The 13,880-nt window shown below is 60.1% G+C and carries 13 protein-coding genes; 11 read left to right on the top strand and 2 right to left on the bottom strand.

Translation table 11 applies throughout. The features are described 5' to 3' along the window. Window positions 1–43: 43 nt before the first annotated feature. Entirely contained in the window at window positions 44–1,261 is a 1,218-nt protein-coding gene (locus tag GYH29_RS18145; protein WP_019102782.1) for an IscS subfamily cysteine desulfurase, read from the bottom strand. Between the two features lie 31 nt (window positions 1,262–1,292). Then, entirely contained in the window at window positions 1,293–1,772 is a 480-nt protein-coding gene (iscR, locus tag GYH29_RS18140) for a Fe-S cluster assembly transcriptional regulator IscR (protein ID WP_019102781.1), read from the bottom strand. Window positions 1,773–2,202: 430 nt separating this feature from the next. On the opposite strand from iscR, the gene GYH29_RS18135 reads away from it, so the two are divergent. The 11 genes from GYH29_RS18135 to GYH29_RS18085 all read left to right on the top strand — a co-directional run bounded on the left by GYH29_RS18135 (window position 2,203) and on the right by GYH29_RS18085 (window position 13,810). Continuing rightward, window positions 2,203–3,324: a beta-ketoacyl-ACP synthase III gene (locus GYH29_RS18135; RefSeq protein WP_161524221.1), complete on the top strand. Its 1,122-nt coding sequence runs from the start codon at window positions 2,203–2,205 to the stop codon at window positions 3,322–3,324. Between the two features lie 162 nt (window positions 3,325–3,486). After that, on the top strand, window positions 3,487–5,085 hold the full coding sequence (locus tag GYH29_RS18130; protein ID WP_043590830.1) for an ABC transporter substrate-binding protein: 1,599 nt from the start codon (window positions 3,487–3,489) through the stop codon (window positions 5,083–5,085). Between the two features lie 555 nt (window positions 5,086–5,640). Continuing rightward, window positions 5,641–6,669, top strand: coding sequence for an ABC transporter permease subunit (locus tag GYH29_RS18125; RefSeq protein WP_043590832.1), 1,029 nt, complete (start codon window positions 5,641–5,643; stop codon window positions 6,667–6,669). 19 nt (window positions 6,670–6,688) lie between these two features. Then, window positions 6,689–7,603 (top strand): ABC transporter permease subunit, encoded by a 915-nt coding sequence (locus GYH29_RS18120; protein ID WP_019101432.1) that lies wholly within the window; start codon window positions 6,689–6,691, stop codon window positions 7,601–7,603. A 10-nt stretch (window positions 7,604–7,613) separates the two neighbouring features. Further along, complete coding sequence (locus GYH29_RS18115) at window positions 7,614–8,588, top strand: ABC transporter ATP-binding protein (RefSeq protein ID WP_118268651.1); 975 nt, start codon at window positions 7,614–7,616, stop codon at window positions 8,586–8,588. Further along, window positions 8,585–9,556 carry a peptide ABC transporter ATP-binding protein gene (locus GYH29_RS18110; RefSeq protein WP_043641146.1) on the top strand — a complete coding sequence of 324 codons (972 nt, stop codon included), beginning with the start codon at window positions 8,585–8,587 and terminating at the stop codon, window positions 9,554–9,556. Before GYH29_RS18115 ends, GYH29_RS18110 begins: the two co-directional genes overlap by 4 nt. A gap of 180 nt (window positions 9,557–9,736) precedes the next feature. Continuing rightward, window positions 9,737–10,264 carry a pantetheine-phosphate adenylyltransferase gene (gene coaD, locus GYH29_RS18105; RefSeq protein ID WP_043590836.1) on the top strand — a complete coding sequence of 176 codons (528 nt, stop codon included), beginning with the start codon at window positions 9,737–9,739 and terminating at the stop codon, window positions 10,262–10,264. Window positions 10,265–10,360: 96 nt separating this feature from the next. After that, window positions 10,361–11,305, top strand: coding sequence for a class I SAM-dependent methyltransferase (locus GYH29_RS18100; protein WP_043590838.1), 945 nt, complete (start codon window positions 10,361–10,363; stop codon window positions 11,303–11,305). 149 nt (window positions 11,306–11,454) lie between these two features. Next, on the top strand, window positions 11,455–12,657 hold the full coding sequence (gene gltS, locus GYH29_RS18095; protein ID WP_019103841.1) for a sodium/glutamate symporter: 1,203 nt from the start codon (window positions 11,455–11,457) through the stop codon (window positions 12,655–12,657). Between the two features lie 137 nt (window positions 12,658–12,794). Then, window positions 12,795–13,157 carry a thioredoxin gene (trxA, locus tag GYH29_RS18090; RefSeq protein ID WP_043590839.1) on the top strand — a complete coding sequence of 121 codons (363 nt, stop codon included), beginning with the start codon at window positions 12,795–12,797 and terminating at the stop codon, window positions 13,155–13,157. A 107-nt stretch (window positions 13,158–13,264) separates the two neighbouring features. Next, window positions 13,265–13,810: a glutathione peroxidase gene (locus tag GYH29_RS18085; RefSeq protein ID WP_039756336.1), complete on the top strand. Its 546-nt coding sequence runs from the start codon at window positions 13,265–13,267 to the stop codon at window positions 13,808–13,810. Window positions 13,811–13,880 lie beyond the last annotated feature (70 nt).

Raw genomic sequence — 13,880 nt, 5'->3', positions numbered from 1 at the left:
CGTTCCGGTCTTGCCGGCTCGGCGCTGGATATTGCTGTCGCCCTTAGTGGGCGGCCCATTGAACCGAATTCAGATCCACGCCGTCCTTGAACATTTCCCACAAGGGGGACAGTTCGCGCAGCTTGCCGATCTTTTGGTTTAGCAGATTCACCGCGAAGTCGATTTCTTCCTCGGTGGTGAAGCGGCCCAGCGTGAAGCGGATCGAGCTGTGGGCCATTTCGTCGTTGCGGCCCAGTGCGCGCAGCACGTAGGACGGTTCCAGCGAGGCCGAGGTACAAGCCGAGCCGCTGGACACGGCCAGCTCCTTGATCGCCATGATCAGGCTTTCGCCTTCGACGAAGTTGAAGCTGACATTGAGGTTGTGCGGCACGCGTTGGTCGATGTCGCCGTTGATGTAGACCTCTTCCATGTTCTTGATGCCGTTCCACAGCCGGTCGCGCAGCATGCGGATGCGTTCGCGCTCGCTGTCCATCTCTTCGCGGGCGATGCGGAAGGCTTCGCCCATGCCGACGATCTGGTGGGTGGCCAGGGTGCCGGAGCGGAAGCCGCGCTCATGGCCGCCGCCGTGCATCTGCGCTTCCAGGCGCACGCGCGGCTTGCGGCGCACGTACAGCGCGCCGATGCCCTTGGGGCCGTACACCTTGTGAGCGGACAGGCTGAGCAGGTCCACTTTCTGCTTTTCCATGTCGATGACCACTTTGCCCGGGGCCTGAGTGGCGTCGACGTGGAAGATCACGCCGTTGGCGCGGCAGATCTCGCCCAGCTGCTCGATGTCCTGAATCACGCCGATTTCGTTGTTGACGAACATCACCGAGGCGACGATGGTGTCCGGACGAATGGCGGCCTTGAATTCTTCGATGTCCAGCAGGCCATCGTCCTTTACGCCCAGATAGGTCACTTCGAAGCCCTGGCGCTCCAGCTCGCGCATGGTGTCCAGCACCGCCTTGTGTTCGGTCTTGACCGTGATCAGGTGCTTGCCCTTGCTCTTGTAGAAGTGGGCGGCGCCCTTGATCGCCAGGTTGTCGGACTCGGTGGCGCCGGAGGTCCAGACGATTTCCTTGGAGTCGGCGTTGATCAGCTTGGCCACTTCAGCGCGCGCGTTCTCCACCGCTTCCTCCGCGTCCCAGCCGAAGCTGTGGCTGCGCGAAGCCGGGTTGCCGAACTTTTCGTAAAGATAGGGAATCATCTTGTCGGCAACGCGCGGGTCTACCGGCGTGGTGGCCGAGTAGTCGAGGTAGATCGGAAGCTTGAGCTGGCTCATTTATATTCTCCACAGAAGATGGGTCCGCGCCTCACAGGGCGCCGGAGGCGGCAGAAGCGTGAACCACGCTGCATTCGCGCTTATCCTGCAATACAGTGTTTTCCTTGGTCTTTTGCTGCTCAACCAGACTGGCGAGGCTGACCTTGGACAGGTAGTCGAAAATGGTGACGTTCAGATTGGTCCACAAATCGTGGGTCATGCAGCGCTGATTGCCGCGACAGTTCTCTCGGCCGCCGCACTGGGTGGCGTCCACAGGTTCGTCCACGGCGGTGATGATGTCCGCCACGGAAATATCAATCGGGGCCTTGGCCAAGGTGTAGCCGCCGCCGGGGCCTCGCACGCTGTCTACAAGTTCGGCGCGCCGCAGCTTGCCGAAGAGTTGTTCCAGGTAGGAGAGCGAGATGCCTTGGCGCTCGCTGATGCCGGCTAGCGTGACCGGGCCGCCGCTCTCGCGCAATGCCAAGTCCAGCATCGCGGTGACGGCAAAACGGCCTTTAGTGGTTAAACGCATGTCTCTGGTCTCCAAGAGTGGGGTTTTGGAGGAGGATGAATTCCTGATGCAGACGATTATACCTAATATCCGACTGTTTTAGTCAACTATTATCGGCGGGGGCCAAGAGAAGGCGGCTGCGCAAAGCCGATCATTTTACTCGGTTTTTAAGCGTAGGGGTAGTTTTGCCGACGGCTCCGGCCCCGCGGCAAGAGCGTCCGTGCGCGCGGCGTCGGGGGCGGAGAGGGCCGCGGGCCGCGCCAGGGCGGCGTTTGCGGTTTTATTACTTTCAGATGAAGGGCTTGGTGTAGAATCCGGCGACGGAAAGGATCGTCCGAGGACGGGCCGAGACAGGGCGGGCTATTTCCGCTTGAGCGGGGCAGCAAGGACTGTCGTCGCCGCAACAAAAATCTACACTTACCCGGGTTACGGGGGGCTAAAAGGACAATTCATGCACAAGGTCGTCATTAGCGGAACCGGTTTGTTCACGCCGCCGCACACGGTCAGCAATCAGGAACTGGTCGCGGCTTTCAATGCCTTTGTACACGCTCACAATCAGCAACACGCGGACCGGATCGCCGCTGGAGAGATGGAGCCGCTGGCCGAGTCCAGCTCCGAGTTCATCGAAAAGGCCTCCGGCATCAAGCAGCGCTTCCTCATGGACAAGAGCGGGGTGTTGGACCCGGCGAGAATGGCGCCGCGCTTGCTGGAGCGCGGCAACGACGAGCTGTCGGTCCAGGCGGAAATGGCGGTGGCCGCCGCGCGGCAGGCGCTGGAACGCGCAGGCCGAAGCGCGGCGGACATCGATATGGTCATCGTCGCTTGCTCCAATATGCAACGCCCGTATCCGGCGGTATCGATCGAGGTGCAGCAGGCGCTGGGTATTCAGGGCTACGCTTTCGACATGAACGTGGCTTGCTCATCCGCCACCTTCGGTATTCAAACCGCAGTCAACGCCATTGCCAGCGGCCAGGCGCGCGCGGTGTTGATGGTGAACCCGGAAATCTGTTCCGCACACCTGAATTTCCGCGACCGAGACAGCCACTTCATTTTTGGCGACGCCTGCACCGCGGTGGTGTTGGAGCGAGCCGAGGCGGCAAGCTCGGCGCAGCGCTACGAGGTGTTGGGCAGCAAGCTAGCCACGGTGTTCTCCAATAATATCCGCAACAACTTCGGCTTCCTCAATCGTTGCGACGAGGCGGGAATTGGCCAGCCGGACAAGCTTTTCGTACAGCAGGGCCGCAAGGTGTTCAAGGAAGTCTGCCCTATGGTGGGCGATCATATCGCCGCGCATTTGGAGTGCCTGGGCATCCCGCCTGCCGAGGTGGCGCGCTTCTGGCTGCATCAGGCCAACCTGGCGATGAACCAGCTGATTTCCCGGCGTGTGTTGGGCCGCGACGCCGGCGACCATGAGGCGCCGGTGATTCTGGACCGTTACGCCAACACCAGTTCCGCCGGCTCGGTCATCGCATTTCATCTGCATTCGGACGATCTGCACAGTGGTGATGTCGGTGTCATCTCTTCTTTCGGCGCGGGCTATTCGGTGGGCAGCGTTGTGCTGAGGAAAATCTGATAAATCGCCAGATATAGTTCTAGCGAGAAGAAAGATTGGCAGAAAAAAGCAGAGGACGCTTGTCAAAAGCGTCCTCTCTGCATAATGTATCCCCCCATGGCGGGCATGGAACCCACCGATAAAGCAAGACCTACGAGTCTGTACAAGGGAAAGGAAATAATTATGCAAACTGTCAAGAAAGCGCTGCTGGCCGCGGGCCTGATCGCGGGGGCCGCGATGTCGGCTCAGGCCGCCGGTACTCTGGTGTATTGCTCGGAAGGCAGCCCGGCCGGTTTCGACCCGGGTCAGTACACCACCGGCACCGATTTCGACGCGTCCGCCGAAACCGTGTTTAACCGCCTGGTGCAATTCCAGCGCGGCGGTACCAAGGTTGTGCCGGCGCTGGCCGAAAAGTGGGACGTGGCGGCAGATGGCCTGAGCTACACCTTCCACCTGCGCAAGGGCGTGAAGTTCCAGACCACCGACTACTTCAAGCCGACCCGCGAATTCAACGCCGACGATGTGGTATTCACTTTCAGCCGCATGGTCGACAAGAACCATCCGTTCCGCAAAGCCTATCCGACCGAATTCCCGTATTTCACGGATATGGGGCTGGACACCAATATCGTCAAGGTCGAGAAAGTCGACGCCAACACCGTCAAGTTCACGCTGAAGAGCCTGGATGCCGCTTTCCTGCAGAACCTGGCGATGAGCTTCGCCTCGGTGCAATCCGCCGAGTACGCCGACAAACTGCTCAAGGCCGGCAAGCCGCAGCTGATCAATCAGCAGCCGGTAGGCACGGGCCCGTTCATCTTCAAGCGCTATCAAAAAGACGCGCAGATCCGCTTCGCCGCCAACAAAGAATACTGGAACAAGGCTGACGGCCCGAAAGTGGACAACTTGGTGTTCGCCATCACTACCGACGCTTCGGTTCGTTATCAGAAGCTGAAGGCCGGCGAGTGCCAGATCACCGTCAACCCGCGCCCAACCGACCTGGCCGCGATGAAGGCCGACCCCAAGCTGTCGGTGACCGCGCAGCCAGGCTTCAACCTGGGCTACCTGGCCTACAACGTCAAGCACAAGCCGCTGGAGAAGTTGGAGGTGCGTCAGGCGCTGGACATGGCGATCAACAAGAAGGCCATCATCGACGCGGTGTACCAGGGCGCCGGCCAGCCGGCCACCAACCCGATGCCGCCGACCCAGTGGTCGTACAACAAGAGCCTGAAAGACGCGCCTTACGATGTGGCCAAGGCCAAGGCGCTGTTGGCCAAGGCCGGCTATCCCAACGGCTTCGAATTGAGCCTGTGGGCGATGCCGGTGCAACGTCCGTACAACCCCAACGCCAAGCTGATGGCGGAAATGGTGCAGTCCGACTGGGCCAAGATCGGCGTCAAGGCCAAGATCACTTCCTACGAGTGGGGCGAGTACATCAAGCGTGCGAAGGCCGGCGAGCATGATTCCATGCTGATTGGCTGGACCGGCGACAACGGCGATCCGGACAACTGGCTGGGTGTGCTGTTCGGTTGCGACGCGATGAACGGTAACAACTTCTCCAAGTGGTGCTACAAGCCGTTTGAAGACCTGATCCAGAAAGGCAAGCGCACCGCCAACGTGGCAGAGCGCACCAAGCTGTACATGAAGGCTCAGGAGATCGTCAAACAGCAAGTGCCGATGACAACGATTGCCCACTCCACCGTGAATCAGCCGATGCTGAAATCGGTACAGGGCTTCAAGGTCAGCCCCTTCGGCCTGAACTCCTTCTACGGCGTTAGTGTCAAGTAAGCCGGAATACAATAAAAAACAGCGACATCGGGGGCTGGTTCCCCCGATGTTTTGCCTGATAAAGAACGGCTGGCGAAATCCGTGATGCGAACTGGCATGTGTTGCCGGGCGGCAGCTGCCGCCGGCGCGCCAGGACGCGGCGCGGGGTTTTGTCGGCTACTCTAAGCCTTGGGTTTCCAGTCGCACAAAGAGGTGGCGGGCCCGATGGCGGCGGAACGTCTACTGGGTGGTGTTAGAGGGTAGTCAGTCACAGCGTGGAGAGGCTGTGCGTCAGGCTTGACCTGGGTCAAGCTCGTTTGCGGGGAGGAGTGCTATCTTGCACTTGCCGTAGCGGTGGCGCAGCTGATGTGGGTGGGTGGTTCAGTTGTATGCCATCGCTCCGGCGCTCTTCATTGTTGTTTTCCTTGCTTCTTCTCCGTTCTATTCCGGTAACGTCTCCCCAAACGCAATAGAGCCGTCGCGCGCTGTTTGCCATGCAAAGCGTCGTCGCTCTGGGTCTCAAGTTGAGTATTGCGCCCAGTCGCCCAGCGGGGCCGGCGCAAGGGAGAAGTCCTCATGTTTTCCTTTATTCTGCGAAGGTTGGGCTTATTGGTGCCAACCTTCTTCGGCATCACGCTGCTGACCTTCGGCTTGATCCGCATGATTCCGGGTGATCCGGTGGAGGTGATGGTGGGCGAGCGCGCGCTCGATCCGCAAATGCACGCCGAAGCCTTGCATCGCCTGGGTCTGGACAAGCCGCTGTACGCTCAGTACTTCGACTATGTGGTCAATTTGCTGCACGGCGATCTGGGCGAGTCCCTAGTCACCAAGACCGGAGTCTGGACCGAGTTCAAAACCCTGTTCCCCGCCACGCTGGAATTGGCGATTTCCGCCTTGATCTTCGCTACCGTGCTGGGTCTGCTGGCCGGCGTCATCGCCGCCATCAAGCGCGGCTCGCTGTTCGACCATGGCGTGATGGGCATCTCGTTGACCGGCTTCTCCATGCCCATCTTCTGGTGGGGCCTGATCCTGATCATGTTCTTCTCGGTCAAGCTGGGTTGGACCCCGGTGTCCGGCCGCGTCGACCTGACCTTCGACATCGCGCCGCATACCGGTTTTATGCTGATCGATTCCTGGATGGCGGAGGCCGCGGATCCGGACGTGAACGCCGGCGCCTTCAAGAACGCTTTGATGCACCTGATTCTGCCGGCCATCGTGCTGGGCACGATTCCGTTGGCGGTCATCGCGCGGATGACGCGCTCGTCGATGCTGGAAGTGCTGCGCGAGGACTATGTGCGCACCGCGCGCGCCAAGGGCTTGTCGCCGGCGCGTGTGATCTTCATCCACACCCTGCGCAATGCGCTGATTCCAGTGCTGACCGTGATCGGCCTGCAAGTGGGCACGCTGATGGGCGGGGCGGTGTTGACTGAAACCATCTTTTCCTGGCCGGGCATAGGCAAATGGCTGATCGACGCGATCAGTCGCCGAGACTATCCGGTGGTGCAGAACGGCATCCTGATGGTGGCGACGCTGGTGATCCTCACCAACTTCATCGTCGACATCCTGTACGGCATCGCCAATCCGCGCATCCGTCACGCCAAGTAACAGCCAGTTAGGTGGATTTATGACTCAGACTACGCAAGTCAACGCCGGCCCGGACCTGGCGCTGGCCTATCCCTCGCCGTTCAAGGAGTTCTGGCAGGGCTTTTCCCACAACAAGGGCGCGGTGGCCGGCCTGATCTTCATGTTGATCGTCACCTCCTGTGCGCTGCTGGCGCCGCTGGTGGCGCCCTATAGCCCAATCGAGCAATATCGCGACCATTTGCTGACGCCTCCTGCATGGGTGGACGGCGGCTCGACGCAATTCCTGTTCGGCACCGATGAACTGGGGCGAGACATCCTGTCGAGGTTGATCCACGGCGCGCGCTTGTCCTTGTTCATCGGCCTGTGCTCGGTGCTGATGGCCTTGCTGCCGGGCGTGGTGCTCGGCCTCTTGGCCGCCTTCTTTCCCAAGGTCCTCGGCGGCGCGATCATGCGGCTGATGGACATCATGATGGCCTTGCCCTCGCTGCTGCTGGCGGTGGCCATCATGGCCATTCTCGGCCCCGGCCTGATGAACGCGATGATAGCCATCGCCACCGTGGCCTTGCCGGCCTATGTGCGGCTGACTCGCGCGTCGGCGATGACCGAACTGAACCGCGACTACGTTACGGCCTCGCGCGTGGCCGGCGCGGGCCTGCCGCGGCTGATGTTCGTCACCGTGTTGCCCAACTGCATGGCGCCTTTGATCGTGCACGCGACGATGAGCTTTTCCTCGGCCATCCTGGAAATCGCCGCGCTGGGTTTTCTCGGCCTGGGCGTGCAGCCGCCGACTCCAGAGTGGGGCACCATGCTGGCATCGGCCCGCGATTACATTGAAAGCGCCTGGTGGGTGGTCACCTTGCCCGGCCTGACCATTTTGCTGTCGGTGCTCGCCATCAATTTGATGGGCGACGGCCTGCGCGACGCGCTGGACCCGAAACTGAAGCGCGCGGCTTGAGGGGATGGAAATGAGTTTGCTGCAAATCAAGAACCTCTCGGTGGAGTTCGGTTCGGAGAAAAATCCCTTCCGCGCGGTGGAAGGGCTGGACCTGACCGTGGATCAGGGCGAGATCGTCGGCATCGTCGGCGAATCCGGTTCCGGCAAGTCGGTGACCATGATGGCGATGATGGGGTTGCTGGAAGGTCAGGGCCGCATCGTGGCCGACGAACTGAGCTTCGACGGCAAGAACCTGCTGACCATCTCCGCGCGCGAACGCCGCAAGATCGTCGGCAAGGATATCGCCATGATCTTCCAGGACCCGATGACCTCGCTGAACCCCAGCTACACCGTCGGCTACCAGATCATGGAAGTGCTGAAGCTGCATCAAGGCCTGCGCGGCGGGGCCCTGAAGCGGCGCGCGCTGGAACTGATGGAACTGGTGGAGATTCCGGCGCCGGCCTCGCGGCTCAACGCCTATCCGCATCAGTTGTCCGGCGGCATGAGCCAGCGGGTGGTGATTGCGATGGCCATCGCCTGTAGCCCCAAGCTCTTGATCGCCGACGAGCCGACCACGGCTTTGGACGTGACCATCCAGGCGCAGATCATGGAGCTGCTGGTCAGCTTGCAAAAGAGCCAGAACATGGCCTTGATCATGATTACCCACGATCTGGCGGTGGTGGCCGAAGTGGCGCACCGGCTGGCGGTGATGTACGCCGGCCAGGTGGCTGAAATGGGCGCGGTGCCGGGCGTGTTCAATCATCCCGCCCATCCGTACACCGAAGCGCTGCTGTCGTCGATTCCGGAGCACAGCAAAGGCGCGCATCGCCTGAACACCTTGCCCGGCATTGTGCCGGGGCAGTATGACCGCCCCGGCGGCTGCCTGTTGTCGCCGCGTTGCCCCTATGTCAAGGACAACTGCCGGACCCAGCGTCCAGGCCTGACCCCGGTGGAGGGCGGCGCCGTGCGCTGCCACTACCCGTTGCTGGACAAGGAGGCGAAATGAGCACCGTATTGCAAGCGCGGGATCTGACCCGCTACTACGACGTGTCCCAAGGCTTTCTCAAGCCCTCGGCGCAAGTCAAGGCGCTCAACGGCGTCTCCTTCGAACTGCGGGCCGGCAAGACCTTGGCGGTGGTGGGCGAGTCCGGCTGCGGCAAGAGCACCCTGGCGCGGCAGCTGACGCTGATCGAAGCGCCGACCTCGGGTTCTCTGCTGCTGGACGGTCAGGATGCGGCCCAGGCCGGCAAGGCCGAATTGAAAGCCATGCGCACCAAGGTACAGATGGTGTTCCAAAACCCGTACGCGTCCTTGAATCCGCGCCAGAAAATCGGTAGTCAGCTGGCCGAGCCCTTGCTGATCAACACCTCGCTGAGCGCCAAGGAGCGCGAAGAAAAGGTGCGCGGCATGATGCAGCGGGTTGGTTTGCGGCCGGAGCACTTTTTCCGCTATCCGCATATGTTCTCCGGCGGTCAGCGTCAGCGCATCGCCATTGCCCGCGCAATGATGCTGAACCCCAAGATCGTTGTGGCGGACGAACCTACCTCGGCGTTGGATGTGTCTATCCAGGCCCAGGTGCTCAATCTGTTCATGGATCTGCAGGACGAGTTCAAAACCGCCTATGTGTTCATCTCCCACAACCTGTCGGTGGTTGAGCATGTGGCCGACGACTTGATGGTGATGTATTTGGGGCGCGCGGTGGAGGTGGGGGAAAAGAACCGTGTCTATGAGCGGCCGCTGCATCCTTATACCCAAGCCTTGTTGTCGGCTACGCCGTCCATCCACCCGGAACAGCGTCGTATCAAGATCAAGATCGAGGGCGAGCTGCCCAGCCCCTTGAAGCCGCCGTCGGGCTGCGCCTTCCACAAGCGCTGCCCCCACGCGAATCAGCGTTGCGCCGAGGAGGTGCCGGAATTACGCGAACTGGATCAGCGCATGATCGCTTGTCATCGTGCCGAGGAGATCAACGCCTGAATGGGTAGGATTTGACCGTAAGCGGGCCGCCATGCGCGGCCCGCTTTTTTTTGGCGGCGCTTTGCCGATAATGAGTGAAATGGACAGATTCTGCCCCGGATAGTCCAGGTGGGAGCGGAACATTTTGCGCAATGCACAAAAATTGCTTTACCCACCCCCAACGACCACGATACATTCGCCATGGCACATCATACAGTCAAAGGAAAACGAGAATTGAAGCGAGCCGTGTACGCGGGCAGCTTCGACCCGGTGACCAATGGTCACCTCTGGATGATTCGTGAAGCGGTGGAGCTGTTTGACGAATTGATCGTAGCGGTCGGAGTGAACCCGGAAAAACACTGTACCTTCAGTGTCGAGGAACGAGTGGCTTTGTTGCGCGCCGTCACTGGCGGCTTCAGCAAGCTGCGGGTGGATGTGTTCGAGAATCAGTTTCTGGTTAATTACGCGCAAAGCATAGGCGCAAACTACATCATCCGCGGCATCCGCACCGCCAGCGATTATGAATACGAGCGCACCATGCGCTATATCAATTCCGATCTGCACCCGGACATCACCACTATTTTCCTGCTGCCGCCGCGTGAGTACGCCGAAGTGTCGTCCACGATGGTCAAGGGCCTGGTGGGGCCGAGGGGCTGGGAAAGCGTGATTCGCCAATACTTGCCGGAACCGGTTTACAGCAAGCTGATCGAGATGTATTCGTCCGAATAGCCGCGGCTGTAATAGAATTGGATATCCGTTCACGCGCCGCCTGCAGTCAGCGGCGCGTTTGTTTTGTGTTTTGCCCATCGCCAATATCGAGGACTCATGCTGGACGTCAGCCCATTCGCCAATCGCCTGGCCAAGAATTTCAAGCACTACGCCAAATGGGCGCGTCGCCAGGGGCTGGACGCCTGGCGAGTCTACGACAAGGACGTGCCGCAGTTCCCGTTCGCGGTGGACATGTACGGCGAGCGCATCCACCTGCAGGAGTACGACACGGGGTGGGAGATGGAGGACGACGCCTACCGCGAATGGATCAACGCGGTGGTGGACAGCCTGTGCGCGGTGACGGGCCTTGCGCATGAGGCGGTGACGCTAAAGAACCGTCGTCGCCAGAAAGGCGTGAGCCAGTATGAGAAAGCGGGGCAACAGGGCTGCGACTTTATCGTCAACGAGTTCGGTCAGCGCTTTATTGTTAATCTCGAAGCCTACTTGGATACCGGCCTGTTCCTGGACCATCGCAACACCCGCAAGCGGGTGAGGGAAGACGCCGCCGGCAAGCGTTTCCTCAATCTGTTCGCCTACACCGGAAGCTTCACTGTCTACGCAGCCTGCGGCGGCGCGATCCGCTCCGAAACCGTGGACATGTCCAATACCTATCAGGATTGGTCGCGCCGTAACTTCGAACTCAATGGCCTGGACCTTGCCCGGCACGAACTGGTGCGGGCGGATGTGTTTCAGTACCTGGAAGACGCCGTGGATGCCGGCAAGCAGTTTGATCTGATCGTTATGGACCCGCCTACCTTCTCCAACTCCAAGAAGATGCGCGACATTCTGGACGTGCAGCGCGACCATGTCTGGCTGATTGACTACGCAATGGCGCTGCTGGCTCCGGGCGGCGCCTTGTACTTCTCCAATAATCTCCGCAGCTTCAAGCTGGACGAGAGACTGTCCGACGATTACCTCATCAGCGACATCAGCGCGCAATCGGTGCCGGAAGACTTCCGCAACCGCGCCATTCATCAATGCTGGCGGATTCGTCGCGACTAGCGGTTGATATTCACTCTATAAGGCCTCTATTAATTAGAGGCCGAACTTTACCCCCGGGTTGCCTATCGTATTGCAGGGCGCGACAACATTCCGACAGCTGCTAGTCTGAATCAAGCGCGCCTTCGCTCATCAAACAATAGGGAGACTCGATGATTCAACTGGATTTCTACGGCACCTTGGTGGCCGCGTCGCTGGTTTTGCTGCTCGGGCGCAAACTAGTGGCGCATGTCGGCGCGCTGCGCACCTACAATATCCCCGAGCCGGTAGTTGGCGGCTTGCTGATTGCCGCCCTGCTGTTGCTGTTCCGTCAACTGACCGGCAACGAGGTTCGTTTCGACGCTTCGCTGCAAACCCCGCTCATGCTGGCCTTCTTCGCTTCCATCGGCCTCAACGCCAATTTGAAAAGCCTTAGGCAGGGCGGCAAGACAGTTGGCGTTTTCCTGGCGGTGGTGGTTGGCCTGCTGCTGGTGCAGAACACACTGGGCATCGCTCTGGCCAGCCTGCTGGGCCTGGATCCATTGATGGGTCTGCTGGCCGGCTCCATTACCTTGTCCGGCGGCCATGGCACCGGCGCGGCCTGGGGAGGCACCTTTGCTTCCAAGTACGGTTTGGCCTCCGCGTCGGAACTGGCGCTGGCTTGCGCCACTTTCGGGTTGGTGCTGGGCGGCCTAATCGGCGGCCCGGTGGCGCGTTTTCTGGTCAAAAAAGTCAAAGCCCCGGGGGCCGAGCACAATGCCGACGATCCGCCGCTGGCTTTCGAACAGCCGGACGCCCAACGTCTGATCACTCCGCATTCCTTCATCGAGACGCTGGCGCTGATCGCCGTCTGTCTGTTGGGCGGCACCTTTCTTGGCGGCCTGCTTAAAGGCACGCCGCTAGAATTGCCCACCTTCGTCTGCGTGCTGTTTGTCGGTGTGTTGATCAGCAATGGGCTGGCGGCTTTGGGCTGGTATCAAATCTTCGAGCGCGAAGTGTCGGTGCTGGGCAACGTCAGCCTGTCGCTGTTCCTGGCGCTAGCCTTGATGTCCCTGCGTTTGTGGGATTTGGCGGCCTTGGCGCTGCCCATCTTCGTGCTACTGCTGGCGCAAACCGCGGCGATGGCGATGTATGCGATTTTCGTCACCTTCCGGGTGATGGGGCGCAATTACGACGCGGCGGTGCTGGCCGCCGGCCACTGCGGATTCGGTCTGGGCGCCACGCCCACCGCCATCGCCAATATGCAGGCGGTGACCGAACGCTTCGGCCCCTCGCACCTGGCCTTCCTGGTCGTGCCCATGGTTGGCGCCTTCTTCATTGACATCGTCAACGCCATCGTGATCAAACTCTACCTCGCGCTGCCCTTCATAGGCTAAGCATCGCGGCGACAGCGGCTATCGTTTGGATTGATAAATTCAACTGGGCGATAGTCTTGCAATGCCGCGGGCGCGTACCTATCTTTGCTGCAACAGCCCGCCGTTGGCGGGCGCTTCAGACAGCGAAAGACACCCTCATGGCTTACATCAACCTCAGCGCCGACAACTTCAACGCCCATATGAAAGAGGAAGGCTTGGTCATTCTCGACTTTTGGGCGCCGTGGTGCGGTCCGTGCAAAATGTTCGGTCCCACTTTCGAAGCCGCATCGGAAAAGCACGCCGATATCGTGTTCGGCAAGATCAATACTGAAGACGAGCGAGATCTGGCCGCCCACTTCAATATCCGCTCCATACCCACGCTGATCGCCATCAAGGATGGCATCATGGTATTCAACCAGGCTGGGGCGATGATGGCCGCTCAGTTTGAGCAGTTGATTCAAGGTCTGCGGGAACTGGATATGGACAAGGTGCGGGCCGACATCGCCAGCCAGCAGGAATGACAGCAGACGCCCGCATGCGGTGCTCGGGACAATAGATAAGGCAATGCTTCAAGCATTGCCTTATCATTTTGTCTGCCATCAATACATGGCGCAGCGAGGAGACGCGAATGAAACGATGGGGCGCAATGCTGATTTTTTGCAGTCAGGCGGTGCTGGCGGCTTGCCCGGCTTTGTTGAACTACACAGTGCCGGGCCTGATGGGCGGCCAGATTAATCTATGCCAATACGCGGATCGGCCGCTGCTGGTGGTCAATACCGCCAGCCACTGCGGCTTCACGCCGCAGTTCAAGCAACTACAATCGTTGTATCAGACCTATGGGCAGCGCGGTCTGATGGTGGTCGGCTTTCCCAGCAACGACTTCTTTCAGGAACTGGACAGCGATAAGGAGATCGGCGCGTTCTGCGAAGCCAATTATGGCGTGACCTTTCCTATGGCTGTAAAAGGGCATGTGCGCGGCGCCGATGCGCAGCCGTTCTTCAAAGCCTTGATCAAGGCCACCGACGACGCTCCGGTATGGAACTTCCACAAGTATTTGATCCTGCCCGGCGCAAGCAAGGTTGTCAGCATAGGCACGCGGACCAAGCCGGATGATCCTGAAGTGGTCAATGCTTTCTTGCCTTACCTAAAGCCGGCGGAGAGCGTGAAAAACTAGAGGAAGCACGTATATCCAACAACGGGCCGGCGTTTCGCCGGCCCGTTTTTCATGGATAGTCGGGACATGG

This window comes from Chromobacterium haemolyticum (genome assembly GCF_009936155.1).
GTDB lineage: Bacteria > Pseudomonadota > Gammaproteobacteria > Burkholderiales > Chromobacteriaceae > Chromobacterium > Chromobacterium haemolyticum.
The sequence above is the reverse complement of the archived record's forward strand: the minus strand, read 5'-3'. Positions and strand labels throughout refer to the sequence as shown.

Bases quoted from the DNA above. Each gene is read 5' to 3' on its own strand.
- GYH29_RS18145 (WP_019102782.1), bottom strand. From the start codon at position 1,261: ATGAGCCAGCTCAAGCTTCCGATCTACCTCGACTACTCGGCCACCACG.
- iscR (WP_019102781.1), bottom strand. From the start codon at position 1,772: ATGCGTTTAACCACTAAAGGCCGTTTTGCCGTCACCGCGATGCTGGAC.
- GYH29_RS18135 (WP_161524221.1), top strand. From the start codon at position 2,203: ATGCACAAGGTCGTCATTAGCGGAACCGGTTTGTTCACGCCGCCGCAC.
- GYH29_RS18130 (WP_043590830.1), top strand. From the start codon at position 3,487: ATGCAAACTGTCAAGAAAGCGCTGCTGGCCGCGGGCCTGATCGCGGGG.
- GYH29_RS18125 (WP_043590832.1), top strand. From the start codon at position 5,641: ATGTTTTCCTTTATTCTGCGAAGGTTGGGCTTATTGGTGCCAACCTTC.
- GYH29_RS18120 (WP_019101432.1), top strand. From the start codon at position 6,689: ATGACTCAGACTACGCAAGTCAACGCCGGCCCGGACCTGGCGCTGGCC.
- GYH29_RS18115 (WP_118268651.1), top strand. From the start codon at position 7,614: ATGAGTTTGCTGCAAATCAAGAACCTCTCGGTGGAGTTCGGTTCGGAG.
- GYH29_RS18110 (WP_043641146.1), top strand. From the start codon at position 8,585: ATGAGCACCGTATTGCAAGCGCGGGATCTGACCCGCTACTACGACGTG.
- coaD (WP_043590836.1), top strand. From the start codon at position 9,737: ATGGCACATCATACAGTCAAAGGAAAACGAGAATTGAAGCGAGCCGTG.
- GYH29_RS18100 (WP_043590838.1), top strand. From the start codon at position 10,361: ATGCTGGACGTCAGCCCATTCGCCAATCGCCTGGCCAAGAATTTCAAG.
- gltS (WP_019103841.1), top strand. From the start codon at position 11,455: ATGATTCAACTGGATTTCTACGGCACCTTGGTGGCCGCGTCGCTGGTT.
- trxA (WP_043590839.1), top strand. From the start codon at position 12,795: ATGGCTTACATCAACCTCAGCGCCGACAACTTCAACGCCCATATGAAA.
- GYH29_RS18085 (WP_039756336.1), top strand. From the start codon at position 13,265: ATGAAACGATGGGGCGCAATGCTGATTTTTTGCAGTCAGGCGGTGCTG.